Annotated in this window: 16 protein-coding genes; 7 read left to right on the plus strand and 9 right to left on the minus strand. The window is 40.4% G+C overall.

Annotation, left to right across the window (positions count from 1 at the left end; genetic code table 11):
* Window positions 1-231 precede the first annotated feature (231 nt).
* Window positions 232-1,245, plus strand: a complete 1,014-nt coding sequence (locus tag V7K53_RS08400; RefSeq protein WP_335197093.1) for an alpha/beta hydrolase — start codon at window positions 232-234, stop codon at window positions 1,243-1,245.
* Between the two features lie 214 nt (window positions 1,246-1,459).
* Here V7K53_RS08400 and V7K53_RS08405 read toward each other — a convergent pair whose 3' ends face one another.
* The 3 genes from V7K53_RS08405 to V7K53_RS08415 form a co-directional block, all read right to left on the minus strand.
* Window positions 1,460-3,331, minus strand: a complete 1,872-nt coding sequence (locus V7K53_RS08405) for a lipoxygenase family protein (protein WP_335197094.1) — start codon at window positions 3,329-3,331, stop codon at window positions 1,460-1,462.
* A 162-nt stretch (window positions 3,332-3,493) separates the two neighbouring features.
* The gene (locus tag V7K53_RS08410) at window positions 3,494-3,625 is read right to left on the minus strand and encodes a hypothetical protein (RefSeq protein WP_335197095.1); all 132 of its coding nucleotides are present in this window, start codon (window positions 3,623-3,625) and stop codon (window positions 3,494-3,496) included.
* Window positions 3,626-4,310: 685 nt separating this feature from the next.
* The gene (locus V7K53_RS08415; protein WP_335197096.1) at window positions 4,311-5,960 is read right to left on the minus strand and encodes a Ppx/GppA phosphatase family protein; all 1,650 of its coding nucleotides are present in this window, start codon (window positions 5,958-5,960) and stop codon (window positions 4,311-4,313) included.
* Window positions 5,961-6,299: 339 nt separating this feature from the next.
* Here V7K53_RS08415 and V7K53_RS08420 point away from each other — a divergent pair, with 339 nt between their 5' ends.
* The gene (locus V7K53_RS08420; RefSeq protein ID WP_335197097.1) at window positions 6,300-7,181 is read left to right on the plus strand and encodes a 4-hydroxybenzoate solanesyltransferase; all 882 of its coding nucleotides are present in this window, start codon (window positions 6,300-6,302) and stop codon (window positions 7,179-7,181) included.
* Between the two features lie 125 nt (window positions 7,182-7,306).
* Here V7K53_RS08420 and V7K53_RS08425 read toward each other — a convergent pair whose 3' ends face one another.
* The 3 genes from V7K53_RS08425 to V7K53_RS08435 all read right to left on the minus strand — a co-directional run bounded on the left by V7K53_RS08425 (window position 7,307) and on the right by V7K53_RS08435 (window position 10,285).
* Window positions 7,307-7,453: a transposase family protein gene (locus tag V7K53_RS08425; protein ID WP_335197098.1), complete on the minus strand. Its 147-nt coding sequence runs from the start codon at window positions 7,451-7,453 to the stop codon at window positions 7,307-7,309.
* A 142-nt stretch (window positions 7,454-7,595) separates the two neighbouring features.
* Window positions 7,596-9,107, minus strand: a complete 1,512-nt coding sequence (locus V7K53_RS08430) for a hypothetical protein (protein ID WP_335197099.1) — start codon at window positions 9,105-9,107, stop codon at window positions 7,596-7,598.
* 659 nt (window positions 9,108-9,766) lie between these two features.
* On the minus strand, window positions 9,767-10,285 hold the full coding sequence (locus V7K53_RS08435; RefSeq protein ID WP_335197100.1) for a hypothetical protein: 519 nt from the start codon (window positions 10,283-10,285) through the stop codon (window positions 9,767-9,769).
* Between the two features lie 739 nt (window positions 10,286-11,024).
* Here V7K53_RS08435 and V7K53_RS08440 point away from each other — a divergent pair.
* Together V7K53_RS08440 and V7K53_RS08445 are read left to right on the plus strand one after the other, a co-directional pair.
* The gene (locus tag V7K53_RS08440) at window positions 11,025-11,690 is read left to right on the plus strand and encodes an NIL domain-containing protein (RefSeq protein ID WP_335197101.1); all 666 of its coding nucleotides are present in this window, start codon (window positions 11,025-11,027) and stop codon (window positions 11,688-11,690) included.
* 27 nt (window positions 11,691-11,717) lie between these two features.
* Window positions 11,718-12,056, plus strand: a complete 339-nt coding sequence (locus tag V7K53_RS08445; protein WP_335197102.1) for an NIL domain-containing protein — start codon at window positions 11,718-11,720, stop codon at window positions 12,054-12,056.
* 6 nt (window positions 12,057-12,062) lie between these two features.
* Here V7K53_RS08445 and V7K53_RS08450 read toward each other — a convergent pair whose 3' ends face one another.
* Entirely contained in the window at window positions 12,063-12,653 is a 591-nt protein-coding gene (locus V7K53_RS08450) for a Crp/Fnr family transcriptional regulator (protein WP_334715912.1), read from the minus strand.
* A 252-nt stretch (window positions 12,654-12,905) separates the two neighbouring features.
* Complete coding sequence (gene cysE / locus V7K53_RS08455) at window positions 12,906-13,631, minus strand: serine O-acetyltransferase (protein ID WP_335197103.1); 726 nt, start codon at window positions 13,629-13,631, stop codon at window positions 12,906-12,908.
* A 226-nt stretch (window positions 13,632-13,857) separates the two neighbouring features.
* Here cysE and V7K53_RS08460 point away from each other — a divergent pair, with 226 nt between their 5' ends.
* The 3 genes from V7K53_RS08460 (at window position 13,858) to V7K53_RS08470 (ending at window position 16,904) form a co-directional block, all read left to right on the plus strand.
* Window positions 13,858-14,328, plus strand: coding sequence for an RrF2 family transcriptional regulator (locus tag V7K53_RS08460; RefSeq protein WP_322692964.1), 471 nt, complete (start codon window positions 13,858-13,860; stop codon window positions 14,326-14,328).
* Between the two features lie 18 nt (window positions 14,329-14,346).
* A complete protein-coding gene (gene cysK / locus V7K53_RS08465) occupies window positions 14,347-15,309 on the plus strand; it encodes a cysteine synthase A (protein ID WP_099103540.1) in 963 nt (320 codons plus the stop codon).
* Between the two features lie 233 nt (window positions 15,310-15,542).
* Window positions 15,543-16,904: a DUF3574 domain-containing protein gene (locus V7K53_RS08470; protein WP_335197104.1), complete on the plus strand. Its 1,362-nt coding sequence runs from the start codon at window positions 15,543-15,545 to the stop codon at window positions 16,902-16,904.
* A 23-nt stretch (window positions 16,905-16,927) separates the two neighbouring features.
* On the opposite strand, the gene V7K53_RS08475 is transcribed toward V7K53_RS08470, so the two are convergent.
* A complete protein-coding gene (locus V7K53_RS08475) occupies window positions 16,928-17,638 on the minus strand; it encodes a cadmium resistance transporter (RefSeq protein ID WP_335197105.1) in 711 nt (236 codons plus the stop codon).
* Between the last annotated feature and the right edge of the window lie 150 nt (window positions 17,639-17,788).

Consider the following 17,788-nt stretch of genomic DNA (forward strand, 5'->3'; position numbering starts at 1 on the left):
CGATTTCAATCTCAAAAGGACGGCTCATGAGTATTCAAATTTATCAAGTTTGCTTCCCTCTATTATATGCAGCTTCATATTAAATTGGTATAACATATATCTAGGATTCCTATTTAATTTTTTAATCAACTAAGCTGCTTAAAAGCTTGCCAGACAAAGATTTACTTTTCAGTATTCTGAGCAGGATTCAAGTAGGATTACTATATGTATATGAATATAATAATTACATAAATGAAAGTTGGCATTCAAAATACAGTAGAAATTCTAGAGCAAGTTCACCAATTAGAGTCCACATTAGGTCTTAAAAATGAAGCCTGCCGTTCTAAATTTTTGATTCATCCTGACTTCACATCAAAAGTTTTTTTGTTTTTGCATGGTTTTACAGCAGGCCCTTACCAGTTCGAGCCGCTTGGTAAAGCCTTCTTTAACAAGGGATATAACGTTTTGATTCCTTTACAACCCGGTCATGGACGCTCAGGTGACTGGAAGTCGCAAAATCCTCCACCGCTGCCAACAGATATTGAGATTTATCAACAATTTGTCATCAAATGGTTGCAGATTGCCAAAACGCTAGGTCAACAAGTTGTGATTGGTGGATTATCAACAGGTGGAACTTTAGCTGCTTGGTTAGCTTTAGAGTATCCTCAAGAGATTGACCGCACTTTATTGTTCACGCCTTATTTAGGTAGCCGCTATTTACTATTCGATCAACTCATCAAAATTCTGCCAATTTACTTTGAATGGTTCAACAAAAATGCACCTGGGAATTTTGGTTATAAAGGTTTTCGTCTCAAGGCCTTACGGATATTTCTAGAATTGGGATCTCAGGTTTTAGACAAGGCTCAAGGCTGTGTTTCTGCTCCAATCTTAATGGTATCTAGTGAGGCAGATCGTGCTGTTAGTCGCTCGAAACAGCAAGATTTTTTCCGAAGAGTACTTAAGCAGCAACCAAAATCCTGGTATTACTGTTTCGATGATTCGCTTCATATTGAACACCGAATGATGACAAAATTGGAAGACAATGATTATGAAGAACTGGTAATTACTCTTGCTAAAGCATTTGTTGAGAGTGATTTAACTTGGGTAGAGTTTCAGGAAATGGCAAAGCGGATAGCGCAGGGACAAGCCTATGACCAAATTATGCGAGAACTCAACTTTGATGAACAAGTTTTTCAACAGCTATCTGCAATGATGACTCAAGGTTTTGGCTGTGAGCATCTTAAATGTATCAATCCAGATTCTTAATGAGTATGTCAATTTTGCAAAAACGTCTTTCAAGACGTGATTTATCGCGTCTCTACATCAGGGTTAGGGTGGGGGAAAACCAGATTCATAAACTACTTCAGACTTGTGTGTACACCGTAGCCTTATTCTTGGGGAGGGAATTAAGGGATGGGGTGTTAGGGATTTTTGCAAGATACCTAATGATTAACTGTTGTTTTGATAGCTCACAAGAAGCTTATCCACTTGTACTGTTAGCCATACGAGAAGGTAGAAAGCCAGGGTAACATTCCTTTCGGCGTTTATTGTTTTGTTCGATGAGTTTTTCTAAACCTTGGAGCCGATATTGCAAGCCTTTTAGAACATTAATAGCTCGAAAGTCTTGAAAACTATTCACGCCGAAATCTGTAAATGCCTTGGGATCTTGCTTAGTGCCAATCACTGCCATAACGTTAACCTGAGCGAAGGTTGCCTCAACGCCAGGTAAAAAACTAGTGAGGCTCTCGTCCCGAACGATTCCTTTGATGGTTGGAATAGGCCGATAGATGGCTCCTGGCATATTCGGAATAAAAGCCATGTATTGGTATTGAATCCAGGCAATAGCTGAGTGTTGTGGGCCAGCAGTAAAAATGACTTGTGTGAGTAGATCGATCAACTGGTCGCGGTTGGTCAGACGGGATGGTAAAGAAACTATACCAAAACCTTGCTCGCTAATGGGTCTTTGTAAAACTTGTATCCAATTTTGTAGTTCAAAATCCTCACGGATATCTCGGTTGGATTTGTAGTAAATTGCTACATATTGACTAACATATTCTTCTAAGGCTTTCCACACTAGCAAGCCGTCATCACGATAGGGAAAATCTCGCAATACAGAACGGTCATCGACACCGCGCTGGCGTAAATTAGTAGGAAGAGCAAATTTGCTGAAATTGTTAAAAACCTCACTAACACCTTGATTTGCAAGGTTAAGTGAGCTTTCAAGAGTGCCTCCTAAAATGATATCTACCAATCCTCCAGGATTGATTAGTACCCGATCCGCAAGGGCATTGATTGCCATTGTGAACTCAAAATGGGGTTTTAGCAGCACATTCACGGGATGGCGAGCTGCTAGTTCGCGAACAGTAGCTAGTGCAATTGGTTCTAAAACAAGATGGGTCTGCCCCAAGTGACGTACTAACTCATGGACATAAAAATCAGCCATCTGAGCGATCAGTTTAGCTAAAGTCCAGTCAACCCCATCCATTGGTGTACAAAGCAGGCTGATTCCGGGAACTTGTCCTAGTTGGATGGCAATAGGGATTAAGCGTGAATCTCTGCGACTGCGATCGCAATAATAAAGTGTAAGTGGGGCAGTAAGAAATTGATTCTTTTTCGGAGTAACGGTATCACTATCAAGTAATGCATAATCGGTGACAAACAGATTGCCATTTTGAGTAGCACTTTTGAGAGTTTCTCTAACGTAGCCTCTTCTATATACACTTCTAAGCACAGTTTGAAAAATCTCATCCGTTATTCCAAGTTTTTGAGTCAGGCTGTAATTGAGTGTCAAGACATTGGTTAGTTCCATTGGGTTGGGGCCAGAAAGCCGCTGTTGCGCGAATGTGGCATCGCTTTGGAAGTTGTTCTTCTTGGCTACATCTGGTAAGGGCAGAATAGGAAAAACCGCAGCGTAGTCTTCTAACTTGAGAAATAATTGAGGATTCTTGAAAAACGCCTGTTGATTCGCTGCTACTTTCTCTGCCAAAATTCCCCGATTATTGTTATACCCTTCAGAAAAAATCTCTTGGGCAGGTAAAGTTGCCACACGGACAGAAGCTGGTAGCCGCGATGCAATCTGATATTCTTGACGTATTTGTTGTAACTGCTGTTGACGCTCTTGCTGGCATTTGAGCGGATCGTGTTGCGGTAAAGTTGGGATGTGCGGATTGACAGGAGGACTTGGCTTTGAAGGGTGAGTATCGCCTCTGACCAAGTTTTCCAAGCCAGGGGTACAGGCTAGACCTAATAGAGCTAGCATAGTACGGCGCGATAGGATGTATTTCTCTATTAATTGTTGGTGTCGTTGCTGTCGAGTCGGTAAGCGCATCACATTACCCTCCCCAAAAAACATACTTTTCAACCAATAAAAATCATACGGTATCTATCGTTTTTTGTGTAAAACATGATACTTATCTTCAAATTACTAAAAAAGGAAAAAACTCTTGGGGAGCGTCAGAAAGAATGCGTGCAAGTTGATTTATACCGTAATTACTTTAGGATGTGTAAGACTAAATTAGTATCGCTCAAAGAAACATTGCATTTGACTTTGGCAACTATCCTCTACCCCACGCATCAGTGAGGAGCCTACCGAAATTTTACCTTGAAGTGTCCAGACAACTGCGTAAGCGTAGCCCGTCGTAGACATCGCCATACCTAGCGGTAAAAATCTGCGCAAGTTTCTTTTGCAGCCCTCAATATTATGTCTGCTTGATTACTTATTAAACTAGTGAAATTTTATATAAGGATATCTAAGTTTCCCGGCTTAGATATCCACTAGCAACATAACCTACATTTAATAGATTGTTAATTCTATTCTAATTACTAATGTTTGTTTTTAAATGGTTCCTTGGGACAGTTATAAATTCATCCTTAAGTTAGATGTCAAAATGATATATTTTTTTAACTCGATACATTTTGCAAATTTAATTAAGATTTTTGTTGTATAATAGAATATTATTTGTTAATAATACCTTCTTAAAAAGTCATTAATTAAATAAATTTTTTGATTTTTACCTTAAGCTTTTATATTGAGACTAACTTCTCAAGCTGATTATCGATCGCAAGCATAAACATAAGCGGGAGCATCCACTTTTGGTGGATCGCCCTGCGCTAAGGCGCATGCTACGCGAACAGACTAGAAGTCTGGCGCTATACAAACTAAACCCGCCTGCGCGAGTTTCAGAGAGTCCGCGTAGGCGGACTTATCTGCGAGATGCACTCGCGTTCGTTTGTGTAGCCGCGATTTCCAATCGCTCGGTGTTTCATTCCAGTGAATGCTCCCAACATAAGCTATGTGCAGGTGCGTTACACTAGTTAACGCACCCCACCTTCTAAGACAAGTTAGGAATACTAGAATTTTCTAAACTCGCTACTAATTTCACTCCAAACTCTTCCTCAAACACTCCTTTTTTATAATTTAAGCTCCAAAGTTCTAAATCACAATCATCATCCAATTGAGTTGGGAAAATTAGTAGGTTGACCTGATTAAGTTGTGGATAATACTCACATTGCACTTGAGCGACTGCACCAATTTGTCGCCTATCTAATGCTACTGCTAATCTTAAAATCGCACTTAATTGACTAACAATTTGTCGCTGTTGTTTAGTCAGCAAACTCTGGTAGTTTTCATGTTTTTTCTTGGGCGGCGATTTGCGATGATAACGCGCTAAATTGGCAATAATTTCAATCTCGGTTTCTGTATAACCGAGTAATTCACCATTGCGAATTAAATAGTAAGAGTGCTTGTGATGAGACGAATGGCTGATATAATGACCGCAATTGTGTAATATGGCGGCTGCCCAGAGCATTTGTCGTTCATCAGTTCCCCAATGATGTAGAGTACCTTGAGTTTGGTCAAATAAACTCTCCGCAAATTTTGCGACGCGATCGCTGTATTCTAAATTGATATGGTATTTATCTGCGAGTTTGAGAACATTCCGTTCCCGAACTGAACTTTGGTAGCGCAGCTTATCTTCAATTAAACCGTGGGTTAGCATCCAGTCTACGATTACGCCTTCTCTCAGAGAACGCTCACAAACTGTAATCGATTCACTACCCAAAAGGGTCATTGCTTCCTGTAATATGACTGCGCCAGCGAGGATAACTTCAGGGCGCTTCTCTGGCATACCAGGAATCTCAGCTCTTTCGGAATTACTCAGTTTCCGCAAGCGATTTACCAACTCTTGCAAGTCTTTAAAACTAAATTGGTAGCCGTTGAGAGTGGAAGGAATAACACCCGACTTTTCTCGTGCATGAATCATCGCCAGGGTTTCAATTGTACCCGCCGTACCCACCAAACGCGGAGATTCCCCTAACTCTAGGTTTGCTAAGATTTCTTCTACAGAACGTTCCAACATCCCACGTGCATAAGCTTGCAGATACTGGAACTCAGTGTTGCTGATGGGATCAGTGGTGATTAACTCACTAGTAAGTCGCACTGCACCAACTTTGGTACTGGTGAGAGTACGGGCTTGGTGACTATCGCCTAAAATCAATTCTGTGGAACCACCGCCAATATCAATAATCATGTGGGGCTGGTTATTAAATTCCATCCCCGATAGCACACCAAGATAAATTCGCCGCGCTTCTTCTTGACCAGAAATCAAGTTAACGCTTAAACCCAACTCCGTTTCTATTGTGTGCAAAAAATCTTTACCATTGGGGGCTTCTCGCACAGCACTAGTTGCCACAGCGATAATTGTTTCAGCGTTGATAGTTTTGGCAACTTCTTGGAAGCGTCTTAAAGCCGCGATCGCCTTTTCAATTATCTCTGGTTTGAGTTCTCCAGTGGTAAGATTGCGATCGCCAAGCCTCACGGTTTCCTTTTCTCTAGCAATAATGCTGAAAGCTGGTAGTGTGGGGTCAATCTTGACTACTACCATGTGTAGAGAATTTGTTCCCAGGTCAATGGCAGCAATAATCCGATGTTGCTTAGATGGTTGAGTAGGAATACTCTCCCAGCTAGAAACTAAATTCAGCATCTAGTTTTCTCTCTTTATTAAGAAATGATGGCAAACGGTGATACGTCGGGGTAGCTAGCACTGATATTTATGACAACACACTTGCTCAGATTGAGTGCTGTTAGCGGTAGCAGAGCGTTGAGCCAGTGCTGAATATTGAGTAAATTAAAAAATACTCAGCATTCGCAACTCAGCTTGATCGAGGGTAACTGAGCTATGTATATTCACCCTACTATTTATAACCGCAGTGACTATTTAAAGTTGCCACTGGGGGTTATGTTTTTACAAATAACAAATAACGTTATTCTATAGATGTAAAGAAGTGTGAATTCATCTCTCTAAAGCTATTTGTTGATTTCTATGTTAACGACGCCAGAACGCCCCCAGTCACCAATTTGGCTTGTAATTATCCGGCTTTTACGCTGGCATAAACCAGAAGGGCGGTTAATTTTAATGATTCCTGCCCTTTGGGCTGTGTTTTTGGCAGCTTCAGGAAAACCGCCTTTACCTCTGGTTGGTGTGATTATATTGGGTACTCTGGCCACGAGTGCGGCTGGGTGTGTTATCAACGATTTGTGGGATCGGGATATCGATCCAGAAGTGGAGAGAACACGCGATCGCCCCCTCGCTTCTCGCGCCTTATCTGTGAAAGTTGGGATTGTAGTTGCGATCGTCTCTTTAGCGTGTGCAGCAGTCTTGGCCTTTTATCTTAACCCCCTGAGTTTCTGGTTATGCGTAGCAGCAGTGCCTGTAATTTTGCTTTATCCAGGTGCAAAGCGGGTGTTTCCCGTACCGCAACTGGTGCTTTCCATCGCTTGGGGTTTTGGGGTCTTGATTAGCTGGAGTGCAGTAACGCAAAGCATTTCTCAACCAACTTGGTTGCTTTGGGGTGCGACAGTACTGTGGACATTGGGATTTGATACAGTTTACGCCATGAGCGACAAAGAAGACGATCGCCGCATTGGTGTTAATTCTAGCGCCCTATTTTTTGGTAATTATGCCCCTCTAGCCATTGGAATTTTCTTTGCTGGCACAATCTTATTATTGTCTTGGTTAGGCGTAGTTATACATCTGCACTTAGCTTTCTGGATTGGCCTTGCAGTTGCTACTATCGGATGGGTTTGGCAGTCTCTACGATTAACAGACCGACACTTACCCAATTCTGCTTACGGTGAGATGTTCCGGCAAAATGTGTGGATTGGTTTTATTTTACTTGCTGGAATGATTGCTGGATCTTTCTAAGGAGTAAATTGGATTTACCCCCTTAATCCCCCCTTTCCAAGGCAGGTCTGTTTCATTCCACAAGGATAAGGAGTTTGTCAACATCATGAGAGATAAATCTGTGGGCAATAGCCAAGTCTGTGTATTTAGGTAAAATCCTCCAATGGTCGGTAGCCCCAATACCCAGTCATTGCTGCCAGCAATATGAGCAATAACACTAACCATAACTCATGTCTTCGTCCCCGGATGTGCCGATAATCTGGGACTTCCTGCAATTGTTCAATGAGATTCATACCCTTTATCTACCCATTTTTCTCCACCCTCCATAAATCATTATTATTTTTCTCTGCTTGTATGAAACCACCCTGCAACTTCGTAAAAGTTGTCGGGGATCTTGTTTTTCATGAATTATTTAGAATTGCTGTAGTGATTTTTCTACAAAAGCGTATACCAAATACCGTTATCATTTTGACGTAAAATACGGTATTTTCCCTCAAGAAATTCTAGCATTTTTGGGAAATTTTTGTTGATAGTAGGCTGCTGAATATAATCAATAAAGATATAAGGAGGCTTAGATGAATCTAACTCTTGTAGAAGTTTTGTCCATTGCTCAGGCAGAAAATATTCAAGTGCCCAACCACGTAGTGATGTTGCCTGAATTCGATTGGAGAAGTAGTAAATAGATGGATCGCCAGCTACATAAATATTACCAGGAAGACTTCCTGGTTGGGAGATAAATTCAGCCTCTGAACGAAGAGATGGATATTTTTCTCTAAAAACAGTCTGATATTTAAATCGTGTATCTTCAGTTAAAGCAAAGTTGTTATTAACCAGAACAACGCTCTTTTTTATAAGAGTATTAGATAAAGGCAAGAAAAACAAAAATATTAGCAAGATTGTAGTAAATGGGGAACTCAATTTTTTTAAAGACTCCCATAAAACATCTAATCCTTTAGTAGCTAAAATACCTAAAGGTACAAACAATAGTAAATAATGGTATTCCCAAAATGCGCCACGTTGTAGAACAATCACACCCCAAGCAAAAATACACCAAATCACAAGTAGCAAAGTCAATATATTCTTAGACTTACGCAATGATACATCTACTGCAACAGTAGCTGCTAAAAGTAGAGGGTAAAAATTATTTAAGAACCATTTTATTCCTGCAAAAAGCCCACTTGGGTCAAATTGGGAATTAGCAACAATCCGAGGTGGATATAAAAAGAATGTTTGATACAAAATTGGTAAACTATTAAACCAGGCATAATAGCTAACAATAAATAAAATAGGAAATATAATCCCCATAAAAATTGGAATAAATATTTCTACAAAAACTTTTTGAATTGGCTCCCGTTTGATTAGCACAGAATAGATTAAAAGAGTTAGCCAAAATGAAAGCAATATTAACAGAAGTATTAATTTAAATGTGATGACAATTCCACCAATAAAGCCTGATAGTAAAAGTAGAAAAAATCTTTTTCTACCTTCATATTGAAAAGATTGAGAAGTCAACCAAACACAAGTAAATAAAGGCAAACTAACCAGTGCCTCTACTTGAGTCAGATGCCAAGGCTTTGAAACAGTATAGTAAACGCCAACCGTTAACAAAGGTACTAGACTTGCGATTATCGGATGCCGAAAATAGCTTTTTAGACTCAGCAACAATATTATAGACAGAAACACCATGTAAATAAGTTCAAAGAGATGGATACCAATCTCATTAAAACCAAATAAAGTTCCTGCCAAAAAGTAAAAGCAAAAAATCCCCGGTTGCTTCACATCCCAAAAATCACGATAAAGTAACTTTCCTTGTTGCATCTCCAAAGCACCAAGCCTAAAAAATGCTTGATCTCCATCAAATGGAAAAGGTAAATGTATAAGACCAATAACCACAATTGCAATCAAAACGAGAAAGTCAATTTTATTGAATTTAGTAATATTAATCATCAAACTTTATAATCAAAATTTAACCGACTATCTTATGCTGATTAATATCCTAACAGGGGAAAGAAGAAGGTAATTTTAGGATATGAACTTAAAGTTTAAAGTTTTCGCGATCGCGCCAGCACTTACCTGTTAGTTTATTAATAATTAGCTCAAGTACTAACTAAGTCCCACGTAGTTGCGTGTGGATGGCTCATGTCGTTCGAGAGATTTGCCTTCATCCTTCTGGATGTATTTAATTTAACTAAGTATTAAGAGGTTTTAATCTTTGTGACGGTAGTGGTGTCCGTCGGTAAAGCTGCGGTTATTGGCAATGAGGAGCTATTTCTCTCCTTTCCCCCTGCTAACCGTTTGTAAGGCAATATGCATTTCTTTTGTTCCCCACTCTTTGCTACCGTGTATACACAAGTCGGATGTAAAGAGGTGCATAGGATTTCCAAGAGGCAAAAACTTTGGATAATCCCATCTTAATTCACGCTAAAACGATACCAGGAAAGCCGCAGACTTTCGGTTGATAAAAAAAGAGGCGGTATTATATGAGGCGATTCCCCAACATCAATCGCTAAATCTCTGGCAAATAAGTCGAGTAAATTGCTTAATGAAGGTGGTCTGATTAAGTGGGAGCTAAAAATTAAAAATGAAAGTAATGCAGTTTATTAAATTTAGCAACGTGACAGCTTACCAGAAAATATTACTATTTTGGAAAGGTCTATAGAACTTCCTAGTGATGATTGTGCAATTATATTAATACCTAATAGTCCTTGTCCACCACATGAAGTAGATAGAACAGCAATACCATCTTGCTTTGCAAATCCATTAGAACCGCTAGATGTAAACTTGGTAGTTTTAATGGGAGATATGGCTTGACCAAGAGCACCACCACTAAAGCTATAGGTTCTGCTTAAGCTAGCACCTTTACTCATTGAACTAACTGTAGCACTTCCTTTGTACAGTATCTGTATATCTTTGACGAAGAAACCACTAGGAATAAAAGTCTGAGCACGTAAAATACACCTTTGACGCTGACCCTCGCTTGCACTGATGTTATCCAAGGTGATTGGTAAGGTTCTACGGACAGATCCAGTCGGCTGATTTGCAACACTACATCCAACCGTTGTTATTGCTCCAAAAGAAATACTAGGCAAATCTTGAGCCAAAGCCTTGGTCGCAATAACGTTCATTCCAAAAATTGTAGATATAGACAGTAATACACCAAATTGTTTAAAGTTCATATAGATTGCACTCACGTTATTAAAGTTGTTTAAGGCGGTCAATTCTCAAGATAGTTAATGCAAGACTTGAGCGTCTCAATCTTGATGCTTGATATTAGAAAAAGAATGTAAAGAACTCGTAAATAAATACGGTGCTTATTAAAACTTAAATCTTGTAAACGACATTCCCCAGTTGCAGGGTCAGGTGATGATATTTTAGGGTTTATTCATGTAAGTCCCTAAAAGCTATGTGTAACTTATTCTCTCACAAGAACATCGAACGGGAGCAACGCGATTTGGTGAGGTCGGGTAAAAAGGATGCGTTCAGTTTTGATTCCAAGATAATAACGATATCAGCGAAGAGACAGATGAAATAACTTCTCAATTCGTTTAGTGTCAAGTACTCTACATAAACTGCTCCTAACTTACGTTAATTTGCTGATTGCTTTTTTGCGGACTTTGTGATATTTTCCTGTAAATAACAATTAAATCCATTAAATCCGTAGAGTTGCCGTAGTTAAATAAAAAGCCAGAAATATGAAAATTTCTATGAGGCTGATATTCAACCACACACAGTTAAATTGTAGGAGCACGGCATTAGTAAGATTTTCTGCCAAACCCAAAAATTGCGTAGGACTTCGGCATGGTTCGACTCCGCTCACCAGTCGCTCTGTTACCACCGTAGGTATGGCTATTGGAAATTAATCTGATGTCTGAGAGTAAATCTGTAGAACCTGCTTCAGTCCACAGTCGAATTCTTGTGCCTCAACGGTATAATAGACAACCTGTAATTTCTCGGCTGGTGTCTCGTTATAGTTTAACTGTCAATATCAAAGCTGCATCCCTGACATCCGACAGTGACAGCGATGGCTGGTTTGATTTGGAACTTTCAGGAAATCCTCAAAAACTGACAAATAGCCTATCTTACTTGCAAGGATTGGGAGTGAATTTACTGCAACTAGCGATCGCTAACCAAATTCAACCCAACCAGCACACTCTACCTTTCCCAAATCCAGCTACCAAACTGAGTCCCAAAGACTCTGCACAGCTGACAAATAAATGGCAAGAACAATTCCAGCAATGGATTTCTCTGGGTCAAACCAATCGATTGCGCTTGCAACTGTGCGTCTTAAAATCCTATTACGAAGAACCAGTGATTTCCGAGTTAGTTTCTCGTTATGGTCTAACAGTCAATATCACCAGTGCTATACTTCAACCCGATACGCAAGATGACGGCTGGTTTGACTTGGATTTGTGGGGGAGAACAAAGCAACTCTACTCTAGCTTGAGTTATTTAGAAAAACTGGGACTACCGATTTGGCTGGATTTGTCTAGCGTTTATAGCGATGTCTACGACGGGCTACGCCTACGCTAATTAATAAAATAAAATCATCACTATTTAATGGCAACACTAAATAACCAAAAAAACAATTCCCAAAACAGATTATCACTGGTTTCTTCAGTTTCTGAAAAAAGCCAAGTCACTCAGATTCGTCTGCGGATACATATTCCCAAATGCTATCTGCAAGCGCCCGTGATTTCGCAGTTAATTTCTACTTGTGGCTTGGTAGTTAATATTACCAAGGCTATGCTACAACCAAGTGCAGATGCAGAAGGATGCTTTGACATTGAACTGCGGGGAACAGTGCCACAAATTTCTCGCGGTTTAGCTTACCTAGAATCTTTGAATCTTAGAATTGTGGGTAAGCCGAATGCTGACGGCGATAGCTGGTTTTACTGAAATAATCTAAATTTCGTAGTACCAAATTTCTTCTTCTTTTAGGACAATTCGATGTAGGGAAAGACGATCGATCAAGCCCTCTTGTTCAAACTGCCCAAGAACACGAGTGATCGTAACACGAGTTGAACCGAGCATTTCCGCCAGGTCTTCATGAGTCAGACGCATATCTATTAAACGTCCCTTCTCAACTTCCGAACCAAACTTTTTGGATAACCATGCCAATAGCTTGATGAGCATAGTATCCACTTTTTTATGGCTACGAATAATCATCAATTCTTGAGCCTGTTGGATATGGGCCAGTAGAGTTTCTGTTAGTTCAGTCCACTCCTCTAGAGGTAAAACTGTTGCCTCCACTTTAGTTAGGCATTCCATCTGATAAGGTTCTAATTTTGACAACCTCTTACCAACGACATCTCCAGGCCCCCACAATCCTAAAGCAACAGTTGTACCATCTTCCAGATAGCTAAAAGTTCTCACAAAACCCGTTTCAATCTTCCAAAGGTCGTTATGATGCTCTGGCAGAAATGACCTACGGGCAAAAAGTTGCTTAGTATTGTTACTGCTTGAACTAGATAAGCTTGTGTACAAAGACACCATATTATATAAAACTATTCTCCGATAAATTAACCGTAGTATTACATTTATATCAGGTTATAAGAACCTATGGGTATTTTAAAGAGGGGAGAGATGAGCAGAGGAGCAGCACTTCTCTACGAGAGGCTGCACTTCGACTACGCTCAGTGACCACGCCAACGACTACGCTCAGTGACCGAGGAGAAGTTGCAGTAAGTTTTTCCCCTCTGCCCCTCTGCACCTCTGCCTCTTGTGCCCAATGTCCAATTTCCTAAATTAAATTCCCGCACCATCAAGAAAATCTTCTATCATCCCATCAGAATTATTACTCTTAGGGTTGTCGGTTAATTCGTCGCCAAGCTCAGTTGGGGACAAACTTGATTGTTCCAACTGCTCAAACTGTTTCTCTAGAGACTTGACGCGTTCAAATAAAGCGCGGATGACTTCAGCTTCTACGTCACGTACTTTATCATGATCCAGAACGTTGTTAGACGAGTTGTTCTGACGAGTTACGCGCCCTGGAATCCCAACTACAGTAGTGTTACTGGGGACATCTCGTAGCACCACAGAACCGGCTCCAATACGGACGCGATCGCCAATTTGAATATTTCCCAATACCTTCGCACCTGCTCCCACAACCACATGAGAACCTAAAGTTGGATGGCGTTTGCCGCTTTCTTTCCCAGTTCCGCCAAGGGTGACACCTTGATAAATCAGAGCATAGTCGCCCACGATTGCAGTCTCGCCAATCACTACTCCCATCCCGTGGTCAATAAACACTCCCTGGCCAATTAATGCCCCAGGATGAATTTCAATTCCGGTTAAAAACCTACTAATATGAGATATGAATCTTGGTATGAAGGGAATTCCAATTTTATACAGCCAGTGTGACAATCGATGAAACACTAGAGCTTGCAGTCCAGGGTAACAGAACAATACTTCTAGCCAGTTACGGGCTGCTGGATCACGCTCAAAAATGGTTCGCAAATCAGTTAGTAGCATACTCTGTTGAGATTTTTTTTGGTAGGTGAGGCTCTGAAAACAGAAACTCAGGATGATTCCCAGAAAAAGATCGAGTCCTTATATGGGAATTGTGTAATATCAAAATCTACGGTAATTCGATAGAGTATAGTGTTTTTGTGGGTAATAAGTGGGATGCTATCACATTCCACAGTTGAAAAAAATTAATTTCGCATAAACTGCGATAAGTCCCTCAATTCACCGTAGTATGTTGAGTACAGTGTTGAATAGCCAAAACTACGCTCTCTTGGATCTGTCTTCCAAAGTGGAATATGCGCTGCTGGCACTATTAGAACTGGCAAGCCACCACGGACAAAAACTTCCTTTAACTATGAGCGAGATTACTGCCAAGCAACCTATACCTGAGCGCTATCTGGAACAAATTTTGACCAACCTCCGGCGTGCTGGTGTGGTGCAGAGTCAACGCGGCTCTAAAGGAGGTTTCGTTTTAGTTCGGGAACCTTGGCAGATTACAATACTTGAAATTGTCACTTTGGTTGAAGGCGAGCGGAAAGAGAAAGATACCTCTAACTCTCCGACTCTGGAAAAGACTCTGGTTTATGAAGTTTGGGAGCAAGCTAACGCTGCCTCAATAGAAGTTTTGGGTCGTTATACACTCCAAGACTTGTGCGAGGAAAGAGAAACTCGCGCCCAGCAGAGTCCAATGTATTATATTTAGACACGACGGAGTACCCCCATGCGGATAGCGAAAGATATCACAGAGTTAATCGGCCGAACTCCTTTAGTTCAATTAAACAAGATTCCCCAAGCTTCAGGAGCGGTTGCTCGGATTGTGGTGAAGCTAGAAAGCATGAATCCAGCATCTTCTGTGAAAGACCGGATTGGCGCGAGTATGGTGGAAGCGGCGGAAGAAGCAGGCTTGATTCACCCCGGAAAAACTGTTTTAGTAGAGCCGACTTCTGGAAATACAGGAATTGCGCTAGCGATGGTGGCAGCTGCCAAGGGCTACCATCTCATTCTAACGATGCCTGACACAATGAGCCACGAAAGACGATCCATGCTCAAAGCTTATGGCGCTCAACTAGAGTTAACGCCAGGGGTAGAAGGGATGCGAGGAGCGATCGCTCATGCAGAACAGCTTGTAGCTAAAACGCCCAATGCTTATATGTTGCAGCAGTTCCGCAACCCCGCCAACCCGAAAGTTCACGCTGAAACCACAGCCGAAGAAATTTGGAATGATACCGATGGAGAGGTAGATATTCTCGTGGCGGGAGTGGGTACTGGTGGGACGATTACGGGAGTTTCAGAAGTTATTAAAAAACGGAAGCCGAGTTTCCAAGCGATCGCAGTTGAACCAAGCAACAGCCCGGTATTAGCAGGCGGTAAATCAGGTCCTCACAAAATTCAAGGTATCGGCGCGGGATTTGTCCCAGCAATTTACCGTTCAGAACTGGTAGATGAAGTGATTCAGGTAGCAGATGAGCAAGCGATCGCTTACAGCCGTCGCCTCGCAAAAGAAGAAGGATTGCTATCGGGGATTTCTACTGGCGCTGCTTTATACGCGGCTATTCAAGTGGCACAACGACCAGAAAATGCAGGTCGCCTCATCGTGATGATCCAGCCTAGCTTCGGCGAACGCTACCTCAGCACCTCACTATTCAAAGACCCAGAGGAGAATGAGTGGTTGAGTAAAGTTTGATTCAGGTGGGGTCTCAATCCCCATCAGTTAAGCCCAAAATCCTTGCTAGAGACGCATTAGCACAACAGGACGTTAGCGTAACCCAATCAAATTTCGCGTCTCTACAGGTCTAAAATATGAAACCTCTACTCAGTCTCGCGTCAGCTTGATTGAGCAAGTTATATCTTAGATTCAAGAATCTCAGTGTCTTTAGAACAGAGAGTGTCAAATCTAGCTTTTCGGAAAAATAACTAATGCCTAATCTAATAGTGAAGAATATTTTCACCGAAATTTCTACAACCTTAGCGACAGGTGTAGCGCTCTCTATTGGGATTTCATTTACTGCATTCAGGGCAGATGCTGCTTCCCTTATCCAGGAAAGTTTATTCTTTGGACGCGATATTCCTAGTGGTGGAGAAGTTTCTGATAGAGATTTTCAAACATTTTTAAACAATATCATTACTCCCCGCTTCCCAAATGGATTAACAGTTTTTGATGCCAACGGACAATACTTATACAATACAGGCAATATTATTCAGGAAAAATCTAAATACGTCACTCTCTTTATTGAAGATACCCCGAAAAATCAAGCCTCTATTTACGACATTAGTCAGGCGTATAACCAACAGTTTAATCAAGAAAGCGTTTTGCGAGTCTCAAATAAAGGAGTAAATGTTAGTTTCGGCTTAGGCGATTTATTTCAAAATTCTCCTAGTAACGAATTTATTAAAACAGATTTATATTTTGGGCGCGATATTCCCGGAGATGGGGAAGTTTCTAATAATGATTTTCAAACTTTCTTAAACAATGTCATTACCCCTCGCTTCCCAGATGGATTGACAGTTTTCGATGCTAATGGGCAGTATCTAGACAGCACAGGTACTATTATCAAGGAAAAGTCCAAGGACGTAACGCTCTTTTTTACAGATACCTCCAAAAATCAAGCATCCATCTATGACGTTGTTAGTAAATACACTCAAGAATTTAATCAAGAAAGTGTTTTGCAAGTTGCAGATGAAGATGTGAAAGTGAGTTTTGACCCAAGTGATATATTGAATGATACTCCAACTAACAAATTCATCAGAACAGATTTATACTTTGGGCGCGATATTCCCGGAGGTGGCGAGGTTTCTAATAATGATTTTCAAAGCTTTTTAAATAATGTCGTTACCCCTCTTTTTCCAGATGGATTAACTGTTTTCGATGCTAATGGACAGTATTTAGACAGCACAGGCAATATTATTGAAGAAAAGTCTAAGAGTATTTCCTTGTTTTTTAACGATACTCAGCAAAACAAAAACTCTATCTACAACATTATTAATAAATACACTCAACGATTCAATCAAGAAAGTGTTTTGCAAGTTGTTGATGAAAATGTAAATGTTAGCTTCATCACGGCATCACAACCAGTTACTATTCCTGAATCAAGTTTTGCTTGGGGTTTAGTTGCATTAGGTATTTTAGGTACTGGTTCAGTTCTCAAGAAAAAGATAGTAAAATCTACGACTCAAAGGCAGTATGTAACCGTTGCTGAATGGATGTTGAATACGGAAGCTCAAGTCTGCGTTGATAAGCCAGTAATCGAGGAATTTGCCACTCAAGGTAAACGCATTTAAATTAAAATCTAAAATTAGCTTTGTTATCTACTAGAATTTTCGCCAATTTTATCGTTACTTTCATTATTTTTCACCAAAATCATCAAACAGACACCACTAGCAGCTAGTTTTATTGGACTTAAAGCTTCACTTTTTAATACAATAAAAACCCCTAATCCGATCAGAATAAAAGGCACAAGATTATTAATATAGTGAGTCAATACATCAGCTATAACTCTGTTGTTAATTAATTTGTATGCAACGTAGCACCAAACTCCTAACAAGAGAAAAAATAATCCGATAATTACCAAAAAACTCTCTAAGTTGCAGCTAGCAAATAAAGGCACATAGACACTAATATTATCGCTACCATTAGCAATGGTAACAGCTGCCACACTATAAGCTTGGGGAGATAAAAAGCTAGTAATTGTTGATGCTTCAGCTTCTTCTGTGGCAGCTAGAACTTCTTTTGATGAATCTTCTTCCTGATTCACTAAGCTACTGATACCTATAGACATTGGTAGTAAACCAAGTAATCCAATCCAGTTTTTTGATAAAACTAATCCACCGAATAAACCCGAAAGGCTAAGGATTAACAGAACTGTAAAACCGAGAAACTGGCCAGCAACTATATGCCGGGGGCGAAAGTTAGCATTTATTTGAGAAAAAAACAACAATAGAATGACAATATCATCAATGTTAGTGGCAATGAACGCAATTGCCCCTGTAGTAATTTCAGTAACTAACTCGCTCATATTTAACAGCAGTTTTCAGGTATTTAGACTACGACTGAGATGGAGAATAAGGAGTGGGGAATGGTGTCAATACTGTTCGGTTAAGCATTTTTAACTTGAAATTGGGTTTGGGGAAAAGGTTAAAGGTTTTTCTTTTCCCTTTTCTCCTTC

The sequence above is a fragment of the Nostoc sp. genome, from assembly GCF_036917355.1.
GTDB lineage: Bacteria > Cyanobacteriota > Cyanobacteriia > Cyanobacteriales > Nostocaceae > Nostoc.